Source organism: Pectobacterium polonicum (genome assembly GCF_005497185.1).
Classification (GTDB): Bacteria; Pseudomonadota; Gammaproteobacteria; order Enterobacterales; family Enterobacteriaceae; genus Pectobacterium; species Pectobacterium polonicum.
In genome coordinates this window covers 103919-121946 of sequence record NZ_RJTN01000014.1, presented here as the reverse complement: position 1 = coordinate 121946, position 18028 = coordinate 103919, and the positions used below count along the sequence as shown (strand labels likewise).

Genomic DNA, 18028 nt, shown 5'->3' with positions numbered 1-18028 from the left:
ACCGATCGGCCAAGGATTGCGCATTTTTGCTTCGGTCGCCACCAACGTCAGTCAGCAGCGCTCGTTCTTCAATAACAAAATTCTCTGTACTTATCGTTACGTCTACTTCGTGTCCTATTCAGTAGACGAGTTCCATGAGCAGGCAGAGCGTACTTTGGTAGCTCAGTACGAACGAACGCTCAACGCCCTGAACAAGGCATCCATACAGAATGACGACAAGTTCTCCAATGGTAGCATCGATCTCGACCAGTATCTTGAGACCGCCGACAAGTTAGAAGCAAGAACTCTGGAAGTAATTCGCAAGATTGAGCAACTCAAGAAAAAAGATGGAGACCTCAAAGGCATCGCCGAACTGCATACGCGTCAAAACAACTTCCTGATAGGGCGCAAGATCGAACTGGCTCGGACCAAGAACCTGGCACAGCATTTCGACAAACTGATTCAGTCACTGAAGTCAGAATGATCTAGCTTAGCCAAAAGCACTGGCCAGCCTAGATTCGACATCTGAGGCTGGTCTATCCCCCTACGGCCCCCTTCATTGCAGGGGCTGCTGCTATTCACGCCAAAGACAGATTGATGTCCGTGGAACACATGAAGCATGTAATATCGAATTAATCTCAGTCGTGATTGCAGCACACCGTTAGCCAGCTTCTATGAAAAACTTTAACTAAGTATTTTTGAAACATCACTCAGCGAAAAAATAAAATTCATGCCCGGATAATCGTCATAAGGGATAATATGCACAAAATGCCAGTATGCAGTCAGAAGACCTATCCAGAATCACTTTTCAGTGACGACTATACTATCGCAGGCATTGAAATCTCATTTTACCGCTCAGGATCGACAGTTTTTACTCAGTTATAAGCCATCCCTTGACTGGTCGCGATCCTGATATTCAGCATCTTCCTGCTATTCGCTGGAAACAACGTAATTTATCGGACCTGCATACTAAAAATCCGGCCAAATTTAGTGCGGCGGTAAGCAAGCTTGGGAAGGTTCTGGATCAGAACACTTTTTACTGCCGCCGACGTAATGGACTCGCCCTGACCCCGAATGCAACGCCCCTGCCAGATAATACTTTTGGTTATGTCCCGGCGTAATTATACGTTTCTGTTGCCCTTTGAACATCCAGTCTGCGCCGATTTTCGGGTTCAGATCGATATCCACTTCATCCTGATAAAATACCGGATGAGTCGTCTGCTGCCTGGAGACGGCCTGTTCGATGGCGAGTCGCTTTTCCTCATAATGCGGGTCTTTGATTTTCATTGTCTGGCGCAGCTCTGCGCCAGACAATACCCCCTCGCCTCAGGTAGCGGTGCAACATGGCGGGATGAAGCGCTACATTAAAAAACCGATTAACAATAAGTGCCAACAACTCAGTGCTCCAGCGGGAGCTCAGCCAGCCAAAATCCAGAGGAGAACGCTGAACCAGAAGCGGCAAAATAGGCAGGATATCCGTTACCGGCCAGCGTGGTGTTCGTCCGGACTTTAGGCTATCCAGACCTTCAACACCCTGTAAAGTAAAAAATTTATCTATCTTCCAACGGATGAGTACGCAGCGCTGAGCAGTCTGGCGACGTCGGTTTCGGTCATTCCCTGATGCAGCATCAGTATGGCGATGAGTCGTCTGGAATGGTTTTTATCACGTATTTGTTGGGCTTGTTTACGCATTAGTCGTCGTTCTTCACCAGAGATTGCTGCGATGATCGGCATCGCTCAGTCCGGTTGGTGATTTGTGATGTTTGGCGATTGATCAGATCACACAACTCGGACTAAGTTCCCTTCAAGTGACCTACTATTTGGCTAAGCTATTTAGTAAACCAAGTGCAACAATCCAAAGACCACGCAACGTTATATTTATTTAAATATACCAACGGAGCAATTCTATTCATTGAAAAAATCACGGCAATAGGGCTGGAAATTCTTCGTTTATTTTTTTATTTCGCCTACCTTATTGAAATAGCATCAATTTAAACGAGAAGAAAACTCTAAAAACAGAACGTTAATTACAGTACACATTTTTATTCATGTTAAAAAACTAAAAATATGGTTGTTTTTGGTTTTTTAATTCAGTACATATCGACTCCATCATGGAGAGGTAGAAAGAAAAACCTGTTGATATGAATATTCACCGTTGAACCTACTATTATCCACAGGTAAATGATTAGAATGGAAAAGCGAGGGTATATTTAGATTATCATGGACTTATGACAATCCGATTTCAGTTTCACTGATAGCGATGTAACACGCTCCCCAAGCACGTCTCTCTTCGCAATCGATGTCATGTTCAGCGACACAAAAAGGCATTGTTCGACGGTTCTCTGTTGATCTTGTCAGCTTGGGCCATTTTGTACCATGATATCCTCCCCAATTAGCTCCCGCTAATGAGTGAAAATTCAGAGGGTCATGACTCTTTCGGGCTTGGCACGCATTTCAACGAAATTAAGGCAGGTCAGTGTGGATAGTTTCAATAACTCAGCACTTCGTCGCGCTTTTACGTCGCTGGCATTTTGCCTATTGACGTTTAACGCTCATGCCCAAACTAGCGACCCACTCTTGGATATGCCTTCTCATGATAATCAATCCCCTGCCCACGCCGACAATCAGGCGCGTGGGATTCTGATCGCCGTCGATCAAGCCACGCTGTCCAGCGATCTGGCTGGGCGCATTATCGAAATACCGTTTAGAGAAGGGGAGTCCTTCAAGAAAGGCGATCTATTAGTGCGGTTTGACTGTTCAATTTATCAGGCTCAGTTGGCTGCGGCCTCAGCAGCTACGCGAGCCGCAGAAGCGGAACTGAGCCAAAATCAGCAATTGGCACAGATGAAATCAGTGGGAAAACATGCGGTATCGTTATCCGCAGCGCATTTTGCACAAGCTCAGGCAGAAAGCCAGGTCTATCAAATCCAGGTCAATCGCTGTCGTCTTCTGGCTCCGTTCGATGGACAAGTGGTGAAACGCCGAGCCCAAACGTACGAAAGCGTCGGGGTTGGCGCGCCAGTTCTGGATATCGTCAATAATCGCCATCTGGAGATTAACCTGCTGGTGCCATCACGGCTTTTGTCGGTACTAAAACCTGGATTAACCTTTACCTTCACCCCTGATGAAACCGGAAAACCGTTACAAGCCAAGGTCACACGGCTTGGCGCACGCATTGATGAAAGCAGTCAAACGCTAAGCCTGACTGGCGTGATCGAAAGTAAAGACAGCAGCCTGATGGCCGGTATGAGCGGCACAGCACACTTCTCGGAGAAACTGTGAATACACAGCCGCAGCCCTCTTCCGAACGCATCTTTGCCCATTTTCTGGATATTGAGAGGCAGGCTCGTTCGGCTCACCGCATCGAAGAGCTTGCCTATTGCATTGTCAACGATGCTCAGAAACTGTTTGGGTTTCGCCATGCCGCCCTCGTGATTAACGGCAAAGTGCGTGCAGTCACTGGGGTGACACAGCCTGCGCCCCATGCCCCCTTTGTCGCCTTTGTGGAACGCGCCTGCACACAGCTCTCATCCGTCGATGAGAAAGGATTGGCTCAATGCAGAGTGATTCAAGCCTCACAGCTTGATGAACAAAGCCGTAAAGATTGGCAGGCGCTGTCTGCCCCCGAGGCATTGTGGTCCCCCCTCAACGATCGTCAGGGGAACCCCTTCGGTGGTATTTGGTATGCAAGAGAGCAACTATGGCAGAGTACCGATCAGATACTAGCGGAGCAACTCAGCGGGGCTTTTAGCCACGCCTGGCTGGCTCTTGAACCGCAAGCTCCCCGTTGGCGTCGTCGGGCTCGGTGGAAAATCGTCGTACCTGCGCTGCTACTGCTCGCTTGCCTGTTCATTCCGGTGCGCCAATCCGTGTTGGCACCCGCCGAGGTTATTCCTCATCAAGGCCGTGTCGTCGCCGCCCCGCTGGATGGCGTGATCCAATCCTTTACCGTGTTACCAAACCAGAGTGTGCGTCAAGGAGACGTGTTGGTTCGTTTTGACAGCACAACGCTGAAAGCCCAGGCAGATGTAGCCGAACGTGCATTGAATGTCGCCGAAGCGGAGCACCGCGCGAGTTCTCAACGCGCATTTCAGGATGCGGACTCCAAAGCCAGGCTCGACTTTCTCGCCGCTCAGGTGGCACAAAAACGCGCGGAACGCGATTACGCCAATGCCTTGCTGAGTCGCGCAGAAATCCGCGCCGAGCGGGATGGCATTGCGGTATTTGCCGACGCAACGCGCTGGATGGGGAAACCGGTACGCACCGGCGAACGTTTAATGGAGCTGGCAGACCCCGCTCTCACCGCGTTACGTATCGAACTGGACGTAGGCGACGCCATCCAGTTGCAGCAGGAGGCACCCATTACCCTGTTTCTGGACAGCGATCCACTGACGCCGCACGCCGCATTGTTAGAACGTATCGCCTATGAGTCGGAACAGACACCAGCCGGTAATCTTGCCTACCGTCTGGATGCACGCTTCACTGACACACCGCCACGTATCGGCCTGCGCGGTACGGCAAAAATTTCCGGCGACTATGTTCCCCTTGCCGTTTATTTGTTCCGTCGACCGCTGGCAGTGATCCGTCAGGCGATTGGGCTATGAATTCGCACCTGCCTCCCCTGCGCGCCGATCTTCAATTGGTAGAATCGGCTCCTGGCATCAACGGAGCCCCGCAGTGGATGCTGTCCGATCCTATAACCGGGCGTTATTTTACCCTGACTCCCTCAGCTATCCGCCTGCTGCGTCATTGGCCATTGCGTCAGCCGCAGCAAATACTGGCCGCCGCCAACAATGAGCCCGGCCTGCCGCTGCGAGTGAAAGAGTTGGAGCAACTGCTCCAGTTCCTACGCCAGCACGATTTAGTCGCGGCAAGCGATCCAGAACAACGTCGGCGCTATTTGGGCAAGGCTCAGGCGATGCGCACCAGCTTGTGGAAAAGCGTGCTGCATCAGTATCTGTTTTTCCGTATTCCTCTGTGGCGACCCGATCCGGTACTCAACCGCTGTTGGCCATGGCTACAGCGCTACGGCGCGCTCTTTCTGGTCTGGATCTTTCCATTAATCCTGCTGCTGGGCTTATTTTTAGTCAGTCGAGACTGGGTACGTTACACCCATTCGTTTCCACACCTCTTTAGCCTTTCCGGTATGGCCGTGTTCGGCGTCTCTCTGGTATTCGCCAAATTTATCCATGAGCTAGGCCATGCCTTCATGGCCAAACGGGCGGGCTGCCGTGTGCAAAGCATGGGCGTTGCCTTTATCGTGTTATTTCCCTTGTTCTACACTGACACGACTGACGCCTGGAAACTGAAGGATCGTCAGGCACGTTTGCTGATCGGCGCGGGCGGCATTCTGGCCGAACTGATGTTGGCGGTTATTGCGCTATTGGCCTGGACATTACTGCCAGATGGCCCGGCACGAACGGCCGCCTTTATGCTTTCCAGCGCAACGTGGCTGACCACATTGATCGTAAACCTTAATCCTTTGATGCGCTTCGATGGCTACTTTTTACTTAGCGATTTCTGGCGCGTAGAAAATCTGCAAGAACGTGCCTATGCGCTCTGTCGCTGGCGGTTGCGAGAAAGTCTGTTCGGCCATGGTCATCCAGCGCCGGAAAACCTTTCCCCATCCTTGCAACGCAAACTGCTGGTGTGGGGCTATGCCTCCTGGATATGGCGCTTTTTCCTGTTCTTTGGCATCGCACTGGTGGTTTACCACTTTTTTATCAAGGTGATCGGCATTGGTTTAATGCTGGTTGAAATCGTCTGGTTTATCGCGCTACCGATAGCCAAAGAAGCCTACGCCTGGTGGTCAATGCGCAAATCAATACACCCCATCGCTTTTTTGCGCAGCGCCCTGCTGTGCTTGACCCTCTTGTTTATCTTGCTCTATCCATGGGGTGGCAGCATCCACATTCCTGCCGTATTGGAAGCCGATAAGGTCAGTACCCTCTACAGTCCAGTACCCGCACAGGTTAACCGACTACACGTTAAAGATGGTCAGCGGGTAGATGCCGGAGACATCCTGCTAGAGCTGACGTCGGTCGATCTGGATTATCGTCTCGATATTGAGCGTCAGCGTATCGCCCAATTACAACAGCAACGACAGCGTGGAGCGGCACGGCAGGAAACGGCGAGTGAAATTCAGGTCATGGATTGGCAGTTAGCTGAGGCGCTGGCACGCTATCGTGGGTTAGCAGCACAACGTCAACGCTTAACGATTCGGGCACCGCAAACAGGTGTGGTACGCGATCTGGCACGCGACATGACGGCAGGACGCTGGCTAACGGCGGATACACCATTACTACGCGTGGTGGAGCCCACACAGGGACGGGTGATTGGCTATATACCCGAAGAATCACTCATGCGTACTCAAGAGGGCATGCAGGGCATCTTCCTTGCCGACGATCCCGCTTTCCCACGTCTTGACGTCACGCTTCATGACATCGCCCCCACGGGCAGCGCTTACCTGCAACAAGACATGCTCGCGTCCGATCGCCACGGTCCGATTGCCGTACGACGTGACCGCGACCACAATCCTCAACCGGTGCAGGCGCAGTACCGCGTTCATTTCATGGTACAGGAAGAGCAATTCCTGCCGCTGCAACAGCCTCTACGGGGCAGCGTCATTCTGGAAGGAGAAAAGGAATCTATTCTTGGTACGGTGTGGCGTCGGGTAGCGGCATTGGGTATCAGGGAAAGTGGTTTTTAGCGGGTTGGTTATCCTCAACATATACATCTGTCTTAGCTAATATCTGGAGCAGGAGATGCTCCAGATTCTGTAGAAAAGCGTTACACCTTTTCTGATTTCATCAGTTAATAAGATTACTTAACGTTTTAACGTACCTAGCGCGTCGAACATACACTACATTTTATTAACAAATAAATTTCTCTCTGGTTTTTTTATTACGCTGACAACATGCACATATCACAGCAATTTCAGCACATCCTTCCTTTGAAAAACCAAATCAAAGTAAATTAATTACAAATAAAATCAACAAGTTAAAAAAATAAATCTTTTTCTTATCGGCCTACGTAAAAGCCTATTGCTAGTTTCACTTTTTATATGTAATTTTGTTTTTATTGTTTACATAAAATTACATGTTACTTAGCAAGTGAAGTTAGGCAGCACAAGACCAAGCATCAAAATCATCAAATATATTTCACCCAGTGTGAAACTATCCCCCATTCCAAGGAGAGATGTTTATGAAATGCGTTCAGCGTCTGTTTGCCAAATCTGCGATCGCGACTGTTTTAGCTGTAGGCCTATCGCAATCAACTACCGCATCTGCATGCAGTACTGAGCCTTACATTGGCTCTATTTGTTATATGGTCACCAGTTATTGCCCAGAGGGATATCTTCCTGCAAATGGACAAACGGTGACGATCAATCAATATCAGGCGCTTTATGCCCTGATCGGAAATATTTGGGGAGGCTCTCTACAGCAAGGTAACTTTGCGCTCCCCGACATGCGTGGGCGCGTACCAGTAGGGACTGGACAAGGGCCAGGGTTAGCCAATGTCACTCGTGCACAAGTATTTGGGGCGGAGAATGTCTCATTGACGACAAGTAATGTTGCCCCACACATACATCCGGCTACCATTGCCTCTTCCGGAAGCGCTAGCGGCACGGCTTCTATCGCTATTCCTGTGGTAAACGGTGCGGCAACGACTAACGTACCAGACAACACGACATCATTGGCAACAACGTCTCCTTCGTTTGATTTAAGTGCTGTTGGCGGGGCTGACTCGCCAGCAAAAATTTATAGTAATGCCGCGCCCACCACGACGTTGAAGCCATTTTCCGCCCCGTTTAGTGTGACTAACCTAACAGGTATAACCATTTCCCCTAATATTGGCGGCACACCTTTCAGTGTTCGTAACCCCAGTGTAGGGCTAACGGCGTGCATAGCGGCTATAGGCATTTTTCCTGTAAATCCAAACTAATAACCACGCGCTTCCCTGATTTTCAGGGGAGCGCAACATTTGTAAGATTGTGAAAATAAAAGCGTAATCTAATGATGGGCATAGGAGTGGTCTGTTTGTACGCACGATGGCAAGCGTACCGATAGTCCGTATTTAGCGATGACTTCCCGATATTAGCTGTAGAAAAATTATACGTACTAACACCACTCTGGAGTATGTCTTATGCTGTGGCGCCAATTATTCAGTAAGAAAAGTGACAATCCAAATGACCACATTGAGCAGGATTATTCCACTCCTCTTGGTTGTGTGCTTGAATCCCGCGTCTTATTTGACGGCGCAATAGCCGCAACGGCTACTCAGGCCGAAACCGGTAATTCGAGTGACGCCACAGCCTCTTCTCATCCTGCACAGACTGCAAACCATTCTGCTGAGGCCGCATCGGAGAACAGCACATCATCCGATCAGAATAGTGCCACTCATGACATCACGACTGACGTCGTTGTACAGGCTGTTGCAGGCGAAACAACACGTAAAGAAGCCGTGTTTATTGATACGGCGCTGACGGATTACCAAACCCTGATCGGTAATGTCCCCGCTGGCGTTGACGTGTTTTTATTAGATAGCAGCAAAGATGGCCTGAGCCAGCTGGCAACATGGGCTGAAACCCACAAGGGTTACGACGCGATCCATATATTGAGCCATGGCAATGAAGGACAGGTTCGCCTTGGTAATCTGACGCTTGATAGCGCTACGGCGGAAGCTCGTTCGGCCGACCTGGCTAAATTTGGTACGGCACTAACACAGGACGGCGATCTGCTGCTCTATGGCTGCGATATCGCTCAGGATACAGGAAAAAGTTTCGTCTCTTTACTCGCACAACTGACTCAGGCAGACATCGCCGCTTCAGATGATTTGACGGGCGCAGCTGCCAAAGGTGGAAACTGGCAGTTGGAAACAACGGTCGGCAAGATAGAGACAACCGATGCGGCACTGGGAGCCATCGCGCAAGAATACAATAGCTTGCTGACTTCCCCAACGCATGGTACTAACGATTTCTCACAGTTCTCAGGCACAACGTCATTTGTCAACGTCAAGCCGGGTCTCCAAACTTATGACGATCCCAACAACGGTTTTACCTACGTTGCTGACAGTACTGGCAATGTAACCATTCAAACTGTTTCACTCAGCGGTAATCAGGTCCTGAATACGATTGTTACTCCTGGGGGAAATCTTAACTATTTTGCGCTTAAATCGACGGATGGCAGCGAGTTCAAACTATCGAGCATTGATCTTAGAGCGCTTACTTACACATTACCGTTCACCATCACTGGCTATAAAGACGGTAGCGCGGTGGCAGGTGCAACGCAAACCATCACCCTCACGACAGCATTCCAGACGGTGACGCTCTCCAATGCATTTCAAAATATTGACGAGGTGAGATTAACAACAGCAGCAACCGGTAACGGTACTGTTACATGGGATAATATCGTCACCGCACCTCTCGCTGCTTCCACCGATAACGTTCCCAGCATAGTCGGCTCAGCGACAAATCCTACCTATACCGAAAACGGTGCGGCTGTCGGCCTGTTTACTGGTGTCAGCGTCAGCACCAATGACACAGGGCAAACCTTCGCCGGTGCAGTTTTTACAGTCAACAACGTGGCAGGCAATACGGAATATCTGACCCTTCACGGCATCAATGTGGCACTGAGCAATGGTAACAGTGTCTCGCTCGGCAGTGGCTATGGCTCCGCCAGCGTTAGCCTGAGCGGCGGGATTGCTACGGTCAGCATCACGGGGGCAACGCTGAGTAACAGCGACATGGGCAGCCTGTTGTCCGGCATGACGTATGGCAACAGCAGCGACAACCCCGGCAATGCCACACGCACGGTGACGCTGACGCAACTGACCGATTCCGGTGCCAGCAACAATACCATTGCGCCGAATATCAGCAGCGCCATCACCGTGGTGCCGGTTAACGATGCACCAACCGATATTACACTCTCTGCCACCACCTTTGCGCAATCGCTCGGCAGCAACGGCACTGTCGCCACCCTGACAGCGACCGATGTGGATTCCTCGGTGTTTACCTACAGTCTGGTGAGTGGCAGTGGCAGTACCGATAACGCGCTGTTCACCATTAGCGGCAACACCCTAAAAGCAGTCAACGCCACTGGCATGGCGGCAGGTACCTACTCGGTGCGCCTACAGGTATCTGATGGTGCCGCTACCTATGACAAAGTGGTGTCATTGGTGGTGGTGGATGATATCGCCCCCACGTTTGACCAGTCACCCAGCGTCTCCAACGCCACCGTGGGCGGTTTTAACCTGAGTGGCAGCCTCACTGAAACTGGCAATGTGTATTATGTGGTGGTGGCTGACGGTGCCAGTGCTCCAACCGCGACGCAAGTGATCGCCGGGCAAACCGCCACAGGCAGCAGCGCCACCGCCTCCGGCAGCCAGGTGCTGGGTTCTTCGCCATTCAACTTTAGCTTTACCTTGACCGGCCTTGCCGCCAGCACTGCGTATGATGTGTATGTGGTGGCTAGGGACAGTGCGGGTAATAATACGGTCAGTGTGGTCAAAGTTGATGCCGCCACGACCAGCGCGGGCACAGCGCCGACACTCAGCGCCACCGGCAGCAACCCGGTATTTATCGGCGGCATGGCCGGCTCGATTGATCTGTTCAGTGGCGTGCTCGCCAATACCAACGACAGCGGCCAGACCTTCAGTTCACTCACGCTCACCCTAACCAATATCAGCGACAGCGGCGAGTTTATCAGTGTTGGTGGCAACAGCATCAGTCTGGCGGCGGCCAGCTCTGGCACCCTGACCGGTATCGGTAACTATAGCGTGACACGCTCCGGTAACACCGTCACGCTACAATTGAGCGGCATGAGCGCCAGTAACAGTGAGGTAGCCGGGCTGGTAGATGGCTTGCGCTATGGCAATACCAGCGCCACCGCCACCGCAGCTACGCGTGCAGTCACCCTAAGCGCCGTCAGCGACAATGGCAGCAGTAACAACAGCACAGCACTCAACCTAACCTCAACGGTGAACGTGCTTGCCAGCAACAGCGCATTGTATGTGACCGCCGGGGATGATACTGGCGACAATGCAACTTTCGGCAGTTCGGTGCAAGAGGATGCCAATGACGGCGGCGGGCTCAGCCTGCGTGAAGCCCTGTATTGGGCGAATAACACAGCGGGTATTGACCGTATTGTGTTCCAAACCGACGTGACGCTGGCCGATTCCCTTCTGTCGCCGACCGACAGTGTGCTGATTGACGGTCAGAGTTTCACGCTGAACGGTGGCGGCTATTCCGGTTTCCAAATCGTTACCGGGTCAATCACCCTGGCCATCCAAAACCTGACGCTCACCAATTTCACCACCGATTACAACACCGACACCGGCGGCGTGTTTGGGTTGGGTTACGGTGCTAGCGATGTCAACTTCCGGCTGTACAACGTCGATATTTCCGGCAACCGTGACACCACGTTCGGCAATGGCGTCTTCGACCTGTACAACATTGCGCCCGGCAGCTACAACTTTGATTTCGACCGGGTGAATATTCGCGACAACCTGATGGTTGGCAATTTGAATGAAGGGGTGATCAGACTGTTTGTGTCCAGAACCCAGCAAACAGTGTTCTTGTCGATCACCAATTCCGCCATCACAAACAATACCGGTATTAACCCGGCTGGCAGCACCTTCGGTGTCAGCGGGTTGTGGTTAACCGGGAACCAGGGTAACCCCACCGCTACCCACATCAGCCTGATCAACACCACCATTACCGGTCAGAACAACGGCATCGTCTTCGAATTCATCAACAATGCCCTCAGTTGGGTCGCCAGCGTGCGCAATTCCATCATTACCGGCACCAGCCAGGATATTGTAGCCTACACCCCAACGGGACAACCCGCCGGCGGCAGCTACACCTTGTACGGCGGCAACAACATCCTGAGTGGCAGCGTGAATCAGGTGTCGTCATCCGATCCGCGACTGGCCGCCACGGCCAGCAATGCGATTAATCAAGGCAACCGTTTCTATGTTACGGGTGAGACAGATGTGCGCGGCTTGGATCGAGTACGGCAAGGCGCCGTTGATATTGGCGCTTATGAATCGCAGTTTGCTGCGGGTACCGCCCCGCAGGTCGATTTGAATGGCAGCACCACAGGCAATAATTACTCCACAACGGTACCCGCCGCCTCCGCCGCTACGGGTATTTCTGTGACGGATGCCTTAGCAACCCTGAGTCAAACCGACGGGGATTCCCGCCTCTGGACGCTGACGCTCAATTTGGCAGGAACGACAGACGGTAGCAGTGAGTCCTTATCCCTTTCACGGCAGGCATTGCTCGCTGCCCATGCTGCCGGCATCAACGTAACCGGTAATGGTAGCCAGACGCTGACGCTGACAGGCGGTGCGACGCAGGAAGCCTTCCAGATCGCGCTACGTGCCATTGTGTATGCCAACGTAGCCGCTACGCCAACCGCAGGAAATCGGACCGTATCGGTAACGGCCAATGATGATGCCAGTAGCAGCGCCACCTCAACGCTAACGCTGGTGGCGGGTAATCCACCGGTGGTGGCCACCCCGATCCCCGCGCAAAGTGTCGCGCAGGATGGCAGCCTGAGTTTCACCGTGCCCGCTGGCACCTTTACCGACCCCGATGTGGGTGATACGCTGACCCTGAGCGCCACCCTTGCCAACGGTTCGCCGCTGCCAGCCTGGCTGTCGTTTAACCCTGCCACTGGCACTTTCTCCGGTACGCCGGGCAATGCAGATGTCGGCAGCCTGACCATCAAGGTCACCGCCACCGACGGCAGCAGCGCCTCGGTCAGCACGACCTTTGGCCTGACCGTCACCAACGTCAACGATGCGCCTGTCGTCGCCACGCCGATCCCCGCGCAAAGTGTCGCGCAGGATGGCAGCCTGAGTTTCACCGTGCCCGCAGGCACCTTTACCGATCCCGATGTGGGCGATACGCTGACCCTGAGCGCCACCCTTGCCAACGGTTCGCCGCTGCCAAGTTGGTTGACCTTTAACGCAGCCACCGGCACCTTCTCCGGTACGCCGGGCAATGCGGATGTCGGCAGCCTGACCATCAAGGTCACCGCCACCGACGGCAGCAGCGCCTCGGTCAGCACCACCTTTGGCCTGACCGTCACCAACGTCAACGATGCGCCTGTCGTCGCCACACCGATCCCCGCGCAAAGTGTCGCGCAGGATGGCAGCCTGAGTTTCACCGTGCCCGCCGGCACCTTTACCGACCCCGATGTGGGCGATACGCTGACCCTGAGCGCCACCCTTGCCAACGGTTCGCCGCTGCCAAGTTGGTTGACCTTTAACGCAGCCACCGGCACCTTCTCCGGTACGCCGGGCAATGCGGATGTCGGCAGCCTGACCATCAAGGTCACCGCCACCGACGGCAGCAGCGCCTCGGTCAGCACCACCTTTGGCCTGACCGTCACCAACGTCAACGATGCGCCTGTCGTCGCCACACCGATCCCCGCGCAAAGTGTCGCGCAGGATGGCAGCCTGAGTTTCACCGTACCCGCCGGCACCTTTACCGATCCGGATGGCGATACCCTGACGCTCAGCGCTACGCTGGCGGACGGCACTGCGCTGCCCGCCTGGCTGTCGTTTAACCCAGCCACTGGCACCTTCTCCGGCACACCGGCCAGTGGTGATATTGGCAACCTGACCATCAAGGTCACCGCCACCGACGGCAGCAGCGCCTCGGTCAGCACCACCTTTAGTTTGACGGTCACTACCGGTAATGAAGCCCCGGTGGTCTCCGGCACGATTGCCGCGCAGAGCATTGCACAAGGGGGCAGTCTGAATGTCACCATCCCAGCTGGCACCTTTACCGATCCGGATGGCGATACGCTGACCCTGAGCGCCACGCTGGCCGACGGCACGGCGCTGCCGAGTTGGATCACGTTCAATGCAGCTACCGGTACCTTCTCCGGCACACCGGGCAATGGGGATGTGGGTAGCCTGACCATCAAGATCACCGCCACCGACGGCAGCAATGCCTCGGTCAGCACCACTTTTGGCCTGACCGTCACCAATGTGAACGATGCCCCAGTAGTGTCCGGCACGATTGCCGCGCAGAGCATTGCACAAGGGGACAGTCTGAATGTCACCATCCCAGCTGGCACCTTTACCGATCCGGATGGCGATACGCTGACCCTGAGCGCCACGCTGGCCGACGGCACGGCGCTGCCGAGTTGGATCACGTTCAATGCAGCTACCGGTACCTTCTCCGGCACACCGGGCAATGGGGATGTGGGTAGCCTGACCATCAAGATCACCGCCACCGACGGCAGCAATGCCTCGGTCAGCACCACTTTTGGCCTGACCGTCACCAATGTGAACGATGCCCCAGTAGTGTCCGGCACGATTGCCGCGCAGAGCATTGCACAAGGGGACAGTCTGAATGTCACCATCCCAGCTGGCACCTTTACCGATCCGGATGGCGATACGCTGACCCTGAGCGCCACGCTGGCCGACGGTTCGCCGCTGCCCAGTTGGATCACGTTCAATGCAGCCACTGGCACCTTCTCCGGTACGCCAGGCAATGCGGATGTGGGCAACCTGTCTATCCGCGTCACCGCCACCGACGGCAGCAACGCCTCAGTCAGCACCACTTTTAGCCTGACCGTCACCAACGTCAACGATGCGCCGGTGGTCTCAGGTTCCGTTCCACCGCAGACCATTGCACAGGGCGGTGGCCTGAACTTCACGCTCCCTACCGGACTGTTTACCGATCCCGATGTCGGTGACACGCTGACGCTCAGCGCCACCCTTGCTAACGGCTCACCGCTGCCAAGCTGGTTGCATTTCGATCCGACTATCGGCACCTTCTCCGGTACGCCGGGCAATGCGGATGTTGGCAACCTGTTTATCCGCGTCACCGCCACCGACGGCAGCAACGCCTCGGTCAGTACCACTTTTGGCCTGACCGTTACCAACGTCAACGATGCGCCGGTGGTCTCCGGTTCCGTTCCACCACAGACCATTGCACAGGGCGGTGGCCTGAACTTCACGCTCCCTACCGGACTGTTTACCGATCCCGATGTCGGTGACACGCTGACGCTCAGCGCCACCCTTGCTAACGGCTCACCGCTGCCAAGCTGGCTGCGTTTCGATCCGACTATCGGCACCTTCTCCGGTACGCCGGGCAATGCGGATGTCGGTACGTTGGTAATCCGGGTCACGGCCACCGACGGCAGCAATACGTCCATCAGTACCAGCTTTGGCCTGACGGTCACTAACGTCAACGATGCCCCTGTGGTCGCCACGCCAATCCCGCCGCAAAGCGTGGCGCAGGATGGTGGCTTCAACTTTACCGTACCTGACGGCACCTTTAGCGATCCCGATGGTGACACGCTGACGCTCAGCGCCACCCTTGCTAACGGCTCACCGCTGCCAAGCTGGCTGCGTTTCGATCCGACTATCGGCACCTTCTCCGGTACGCCGGGCAATGCGGATGTCGGTACGTTGGTAATCCGGGTCACGGCCACCGACGGCAGCAATACGTCCATCAGTACCAGCTTTGGCCTGACGGTCACTAACGTCAACGATGCCCCTGTGGTCGCCACGCCAATCCCGCCGCAAAGCGTGGCGCAGGATGGTGGCTTCAACTTTACCGTACCTGACGGCACCTTTAGCGATCCCGATGGTGACACGCTGACGCTCAGCGCCACCCTTGCTAACGGCTCACCGCTGCCAAGCTGGCTGCGTTTCGATCCGACTATCGGCACCTTCTCCGGTACGCCGGGCAATGCGGATGTCGGTACGTTGGTAATCCGGGTCACGGCCACCGACGGCAGCAATACGTCCATCAGTACCAGCTTTGGCCTGACGGTCACGAGCAGTATTGTAAGCAGCGATCCTCAGTTCAAAGCCAACGACGGTATTGGCCGGACGCCGTCAGCCAGCGATACGCGCCAGTTGTTTACGCAGGATGCCGCGATAGCACTGCCGGCATTGGATGGTCTGATAGCCAATCCGTCGCTCGGCGGTTTCACCGTGGGTAACGACGGTGCACCGAAGTCAGTGATGTCTGCCATTTTTGCTACCGGACGCCAGAACACCGAGGGAGGCACCCTCCCAACTAGTCAGGTGGCGGGCACTTTCGGACGTGGAGTCGCCAGCAGCATTGGCATTAACTTCGACAGTACACTAGGTTCCTTCCCCAGCTTCAGCAAAGATCCCGCTTTAGGCGGCACCTCATCGCTGGCTAGCGCATTCTCGGGGATCTATCTACCTTCACTGACGCCAATGGAGGTCTTCTCCGGCGGCAGTTGGAAGGACATTCCGCTCGATAGAGCAAGTAACACGATGAATAGCGCCGATGACGGCACTGGGCGTTCCGTGGCATTTACGCCCTCGCTGCATCGGCAACTACAGCAGATAGGTGACTCGGAACTGCAACGTCTGGCCGCTATTGAGCAAGCATTGCAGGAAAGTAGTCAGCAACAAGGATAACCCTGCACAACAGTGCAGCAACCAGCGATACGCTAGGCGATCGCAATAACAACCATAACCATCACAAGAATAACATTGGTAATGATGATAATGACGAGGAGCGGAATCGTGTTAAAGGGTCGGAAACTATTTAGCCTTAGTGCCATCGTGCTAGCCGCCAGCGGCTGTGCCGTAACCACCCAGCCGATCAGCAAGGTCGAAAGCGGGCAACGCAGCCAGCAGGACCGAGTCGCTATGTTCAGCCAGCAGGAGCCGGTTACGGCACCGATCACGCTGTATGATGCCATGGCGCGCGCGCTGAAATACAACCTCGAATCACGCTTAAAGGTGATGGAATATGCGCTGAGCCAGCAGCAGGTGGATCTGGCACGCTACGATATGTTGCCGAAACTGGCGGCATCTGCGGGCTATGTGGGGCGCAATAATATGAGTGCCTCCAGTAGCCGCAGCGTGGAAACAGGGCGTACCTCTCTGGAACCTTCGACCTCACAGGATCGTGACCGCGATGTAGCCGATCTGACTATGGTGTGGAACGTGCTCGACTTTGGCGTCAGCTACGTGACCGCCCAGCAAAAATCGGATCAGCGCTGGATAGCCGAAGAGCGTAAACGCAAGGTCGTGCACACCATCCTGCAAGACGTGCGTTCCGCCTACTGGCGCGCCGTTGCTGCCGAGCGTCTCTTGGGACAGATTGACAGCCTTATCGCCCGCGTTAACGCCGCACGCGACGCGAGCGAGCATATGTCATCACAGCAGATTGGCGATCCAATTGAAGCACTAAGCTATCGGCGCGCGCTGATTGACGCCACGCGCCAACTGGAAGAGCAACGCCGCGCGCTGTCTCTGGCTAAGACGGAGCTGGCAACGTTGATGAACCTGCCGCTGGATACGGCCTACAAGCTCGCGTTGCCACAGAGCAGTGATGAAGCCGTACCGCAGTTGAATGTCGATGTGAAGGTGCTGGAAGAGACGGCACTGGTCAGTCGCCCGGAACTGCGCGAGCAGGATTATCAGGTGCGAATTCATGCCGCCGAAACCCGCAAAGCGCTGCTGCGCATGCTGCCCGGCGTAGAAATCAGCGCAGGTGGCCACTATGACAGCAACTCCTTCTTGGTCAACAATAGCTGGGCTGACGTCGGAGTAAAAGCCACCTGGAATCTGTTTAACCTGTTGTCCGGCCCGGCCGCACGTAAAGCGGCGCAGGCGAACGAATCCGTGTCGGAAATGCAGCGCCAGGCGATGTCGCTGGCGATTATGGCGCAGTTATACATCGCCAGAGCTAACTTCAATGAGGCACAGAGACAGTATAAAACCAGTGCAGAATTGCGCGATCTAGACACCCAAATCGTCGAACAGTTGCGAAACCGCTATAAGGCCAACAGCATCGGCGAATTGCAGCTGATTCAAGGTGAGCTAAATGCCCTTAACGCCAGCCTGCGTCAGGACTTGGCCTATGCAGAACTACGCAATACCTATGGCCAGATATTCTCAACGATCGGACTGGATTTACTACCGAAATCATTACCATCCGATAGTCTGGTAGATATCAGCAAGTCGCTGCGCCAATCTGATACCAACTGGCAGCAGGGTAAAATCAGTACATTACAATCGTTCTGATAGCCGCGTG

General features: G+C 54.2%; 7 protein-coding genes and 2 pseudogenes. 8 read left to right on the top strand and 1 reads right to left on the bottom strand.

The annotated features are described in order from the left end of the window. On the top strand, positions 1–463 hold a 463-nt coding region (locus EDI29_RS22780; RefSeq protein WP_167494518.1), incomplete at its 5' end, for a hypothetical protein. Positions 464–784: 321 nt separating this feature from the next. Continuing rightward, positions 785–1004 (top strand): annotated as a pseudogene (locus tag EDI29_RS23000) (nucleotidyl transferase AbiEii/AbiGii toxin family protein); the annotation flags it as partial. On the opposite strand, the pseudogene EDI29_RS14810 reads toward EDI29_RS23000, so the two are convergent. Further along, positions 1003–1713: pseudogene (locus EDI29_RS14810) on the bottom strand (IS630 family transposase); the annotation flags it as partial. The pseudogenes EDI29_RS23000 and EDI29_RS14810 sit on opposite strands and share 2 nt — an antisense overlap. A 744-nt stretch (positions 1714–2457) precedes the next feature. On the opposite strand from EDI29_RS14810, the gene EDI29_RS14805 reads away from it, so the two are divergent. The 6 genes from EDI29_RS14805 to EDI29_RS14780 all read left to right on the top strand — a co-directional run bounded on the left by EDI29_RS14805 (position 2458) and on the right by EDI29_RS14780 (position 18018). Further along, positions 2458–3261 carry an efflux RND transporter periplasmic adaptor subunit gene (locus tag EDI29_RS14805; RefSeq protein WP_137741501.1) on the top strand — a complete coding sequence of 268 codons (804 nt, stop codon included), beginning with the start codon at positions 2458–2460 and terminating at the stop codon, positions 3259–3261. Continuing rightward, complete coding sequence (locus EDI29_RS14800) at positions 3258–4583, top strand: efflux RND transporter periplasmic adaptor subunit (protein ID WP_137741500.1); 1326 nt, start codon at positions 3258–3260, stop codon at positions 4581–4583. The genes EDI29_RS14805 and EDI29_RS14800 overlap by 4 nt, the downstream gene beginning before the upstream one ends. After that, entirely contained in the window at positions 4580–6688 is a 2109-nt protein-coding gene (locus tag EDI29_RS14795; RefSeq protein ID WP_137741499.1) for a site-2 protease family protein, read from the top strand. Before EDI29_RS14800 ends, EDI29_RS14795 begins: the two co-directional genes overlap by 4 nt. A 494-nt stretch (positions 6689–7182) precedes the next feature. Further along, complete coding sequence (locus EDI29_RS14790; RefSeq protein WP_137741498.1) at positions 7183–7923, top strand: phage tail protein; 741 nt, start codon at positions 7183–7185, stop codon at positions 7921–7923. Positions 7924–8124: 201 nt separating this feature from the next. Continuing rightward, the gene (locus EDI29_RS14785) at positions 8125–16401 is read left to right on the top strand and encodes a putative Ig domain-containing protein (RefSeq protein ID WP_137741497.1); all 8277 of its coding nucleotides are present in this window, start codon (positions 8125–8127) and stop codon (positions 16399–16401) included. Positions 16402–16509: 108 nt separating this feature from the next. Continuing rightward, entirely contained in the window at positions 16510–18018 is a 1509-nt protein-coding gene (locus EDI29_RS14780; RefSeq protein ID WP_137741496.1) for a TolC family protein, read from the top strand. The last annotated feature ends 10 nt before the right edge of the window (positions 18019–18028 follow it).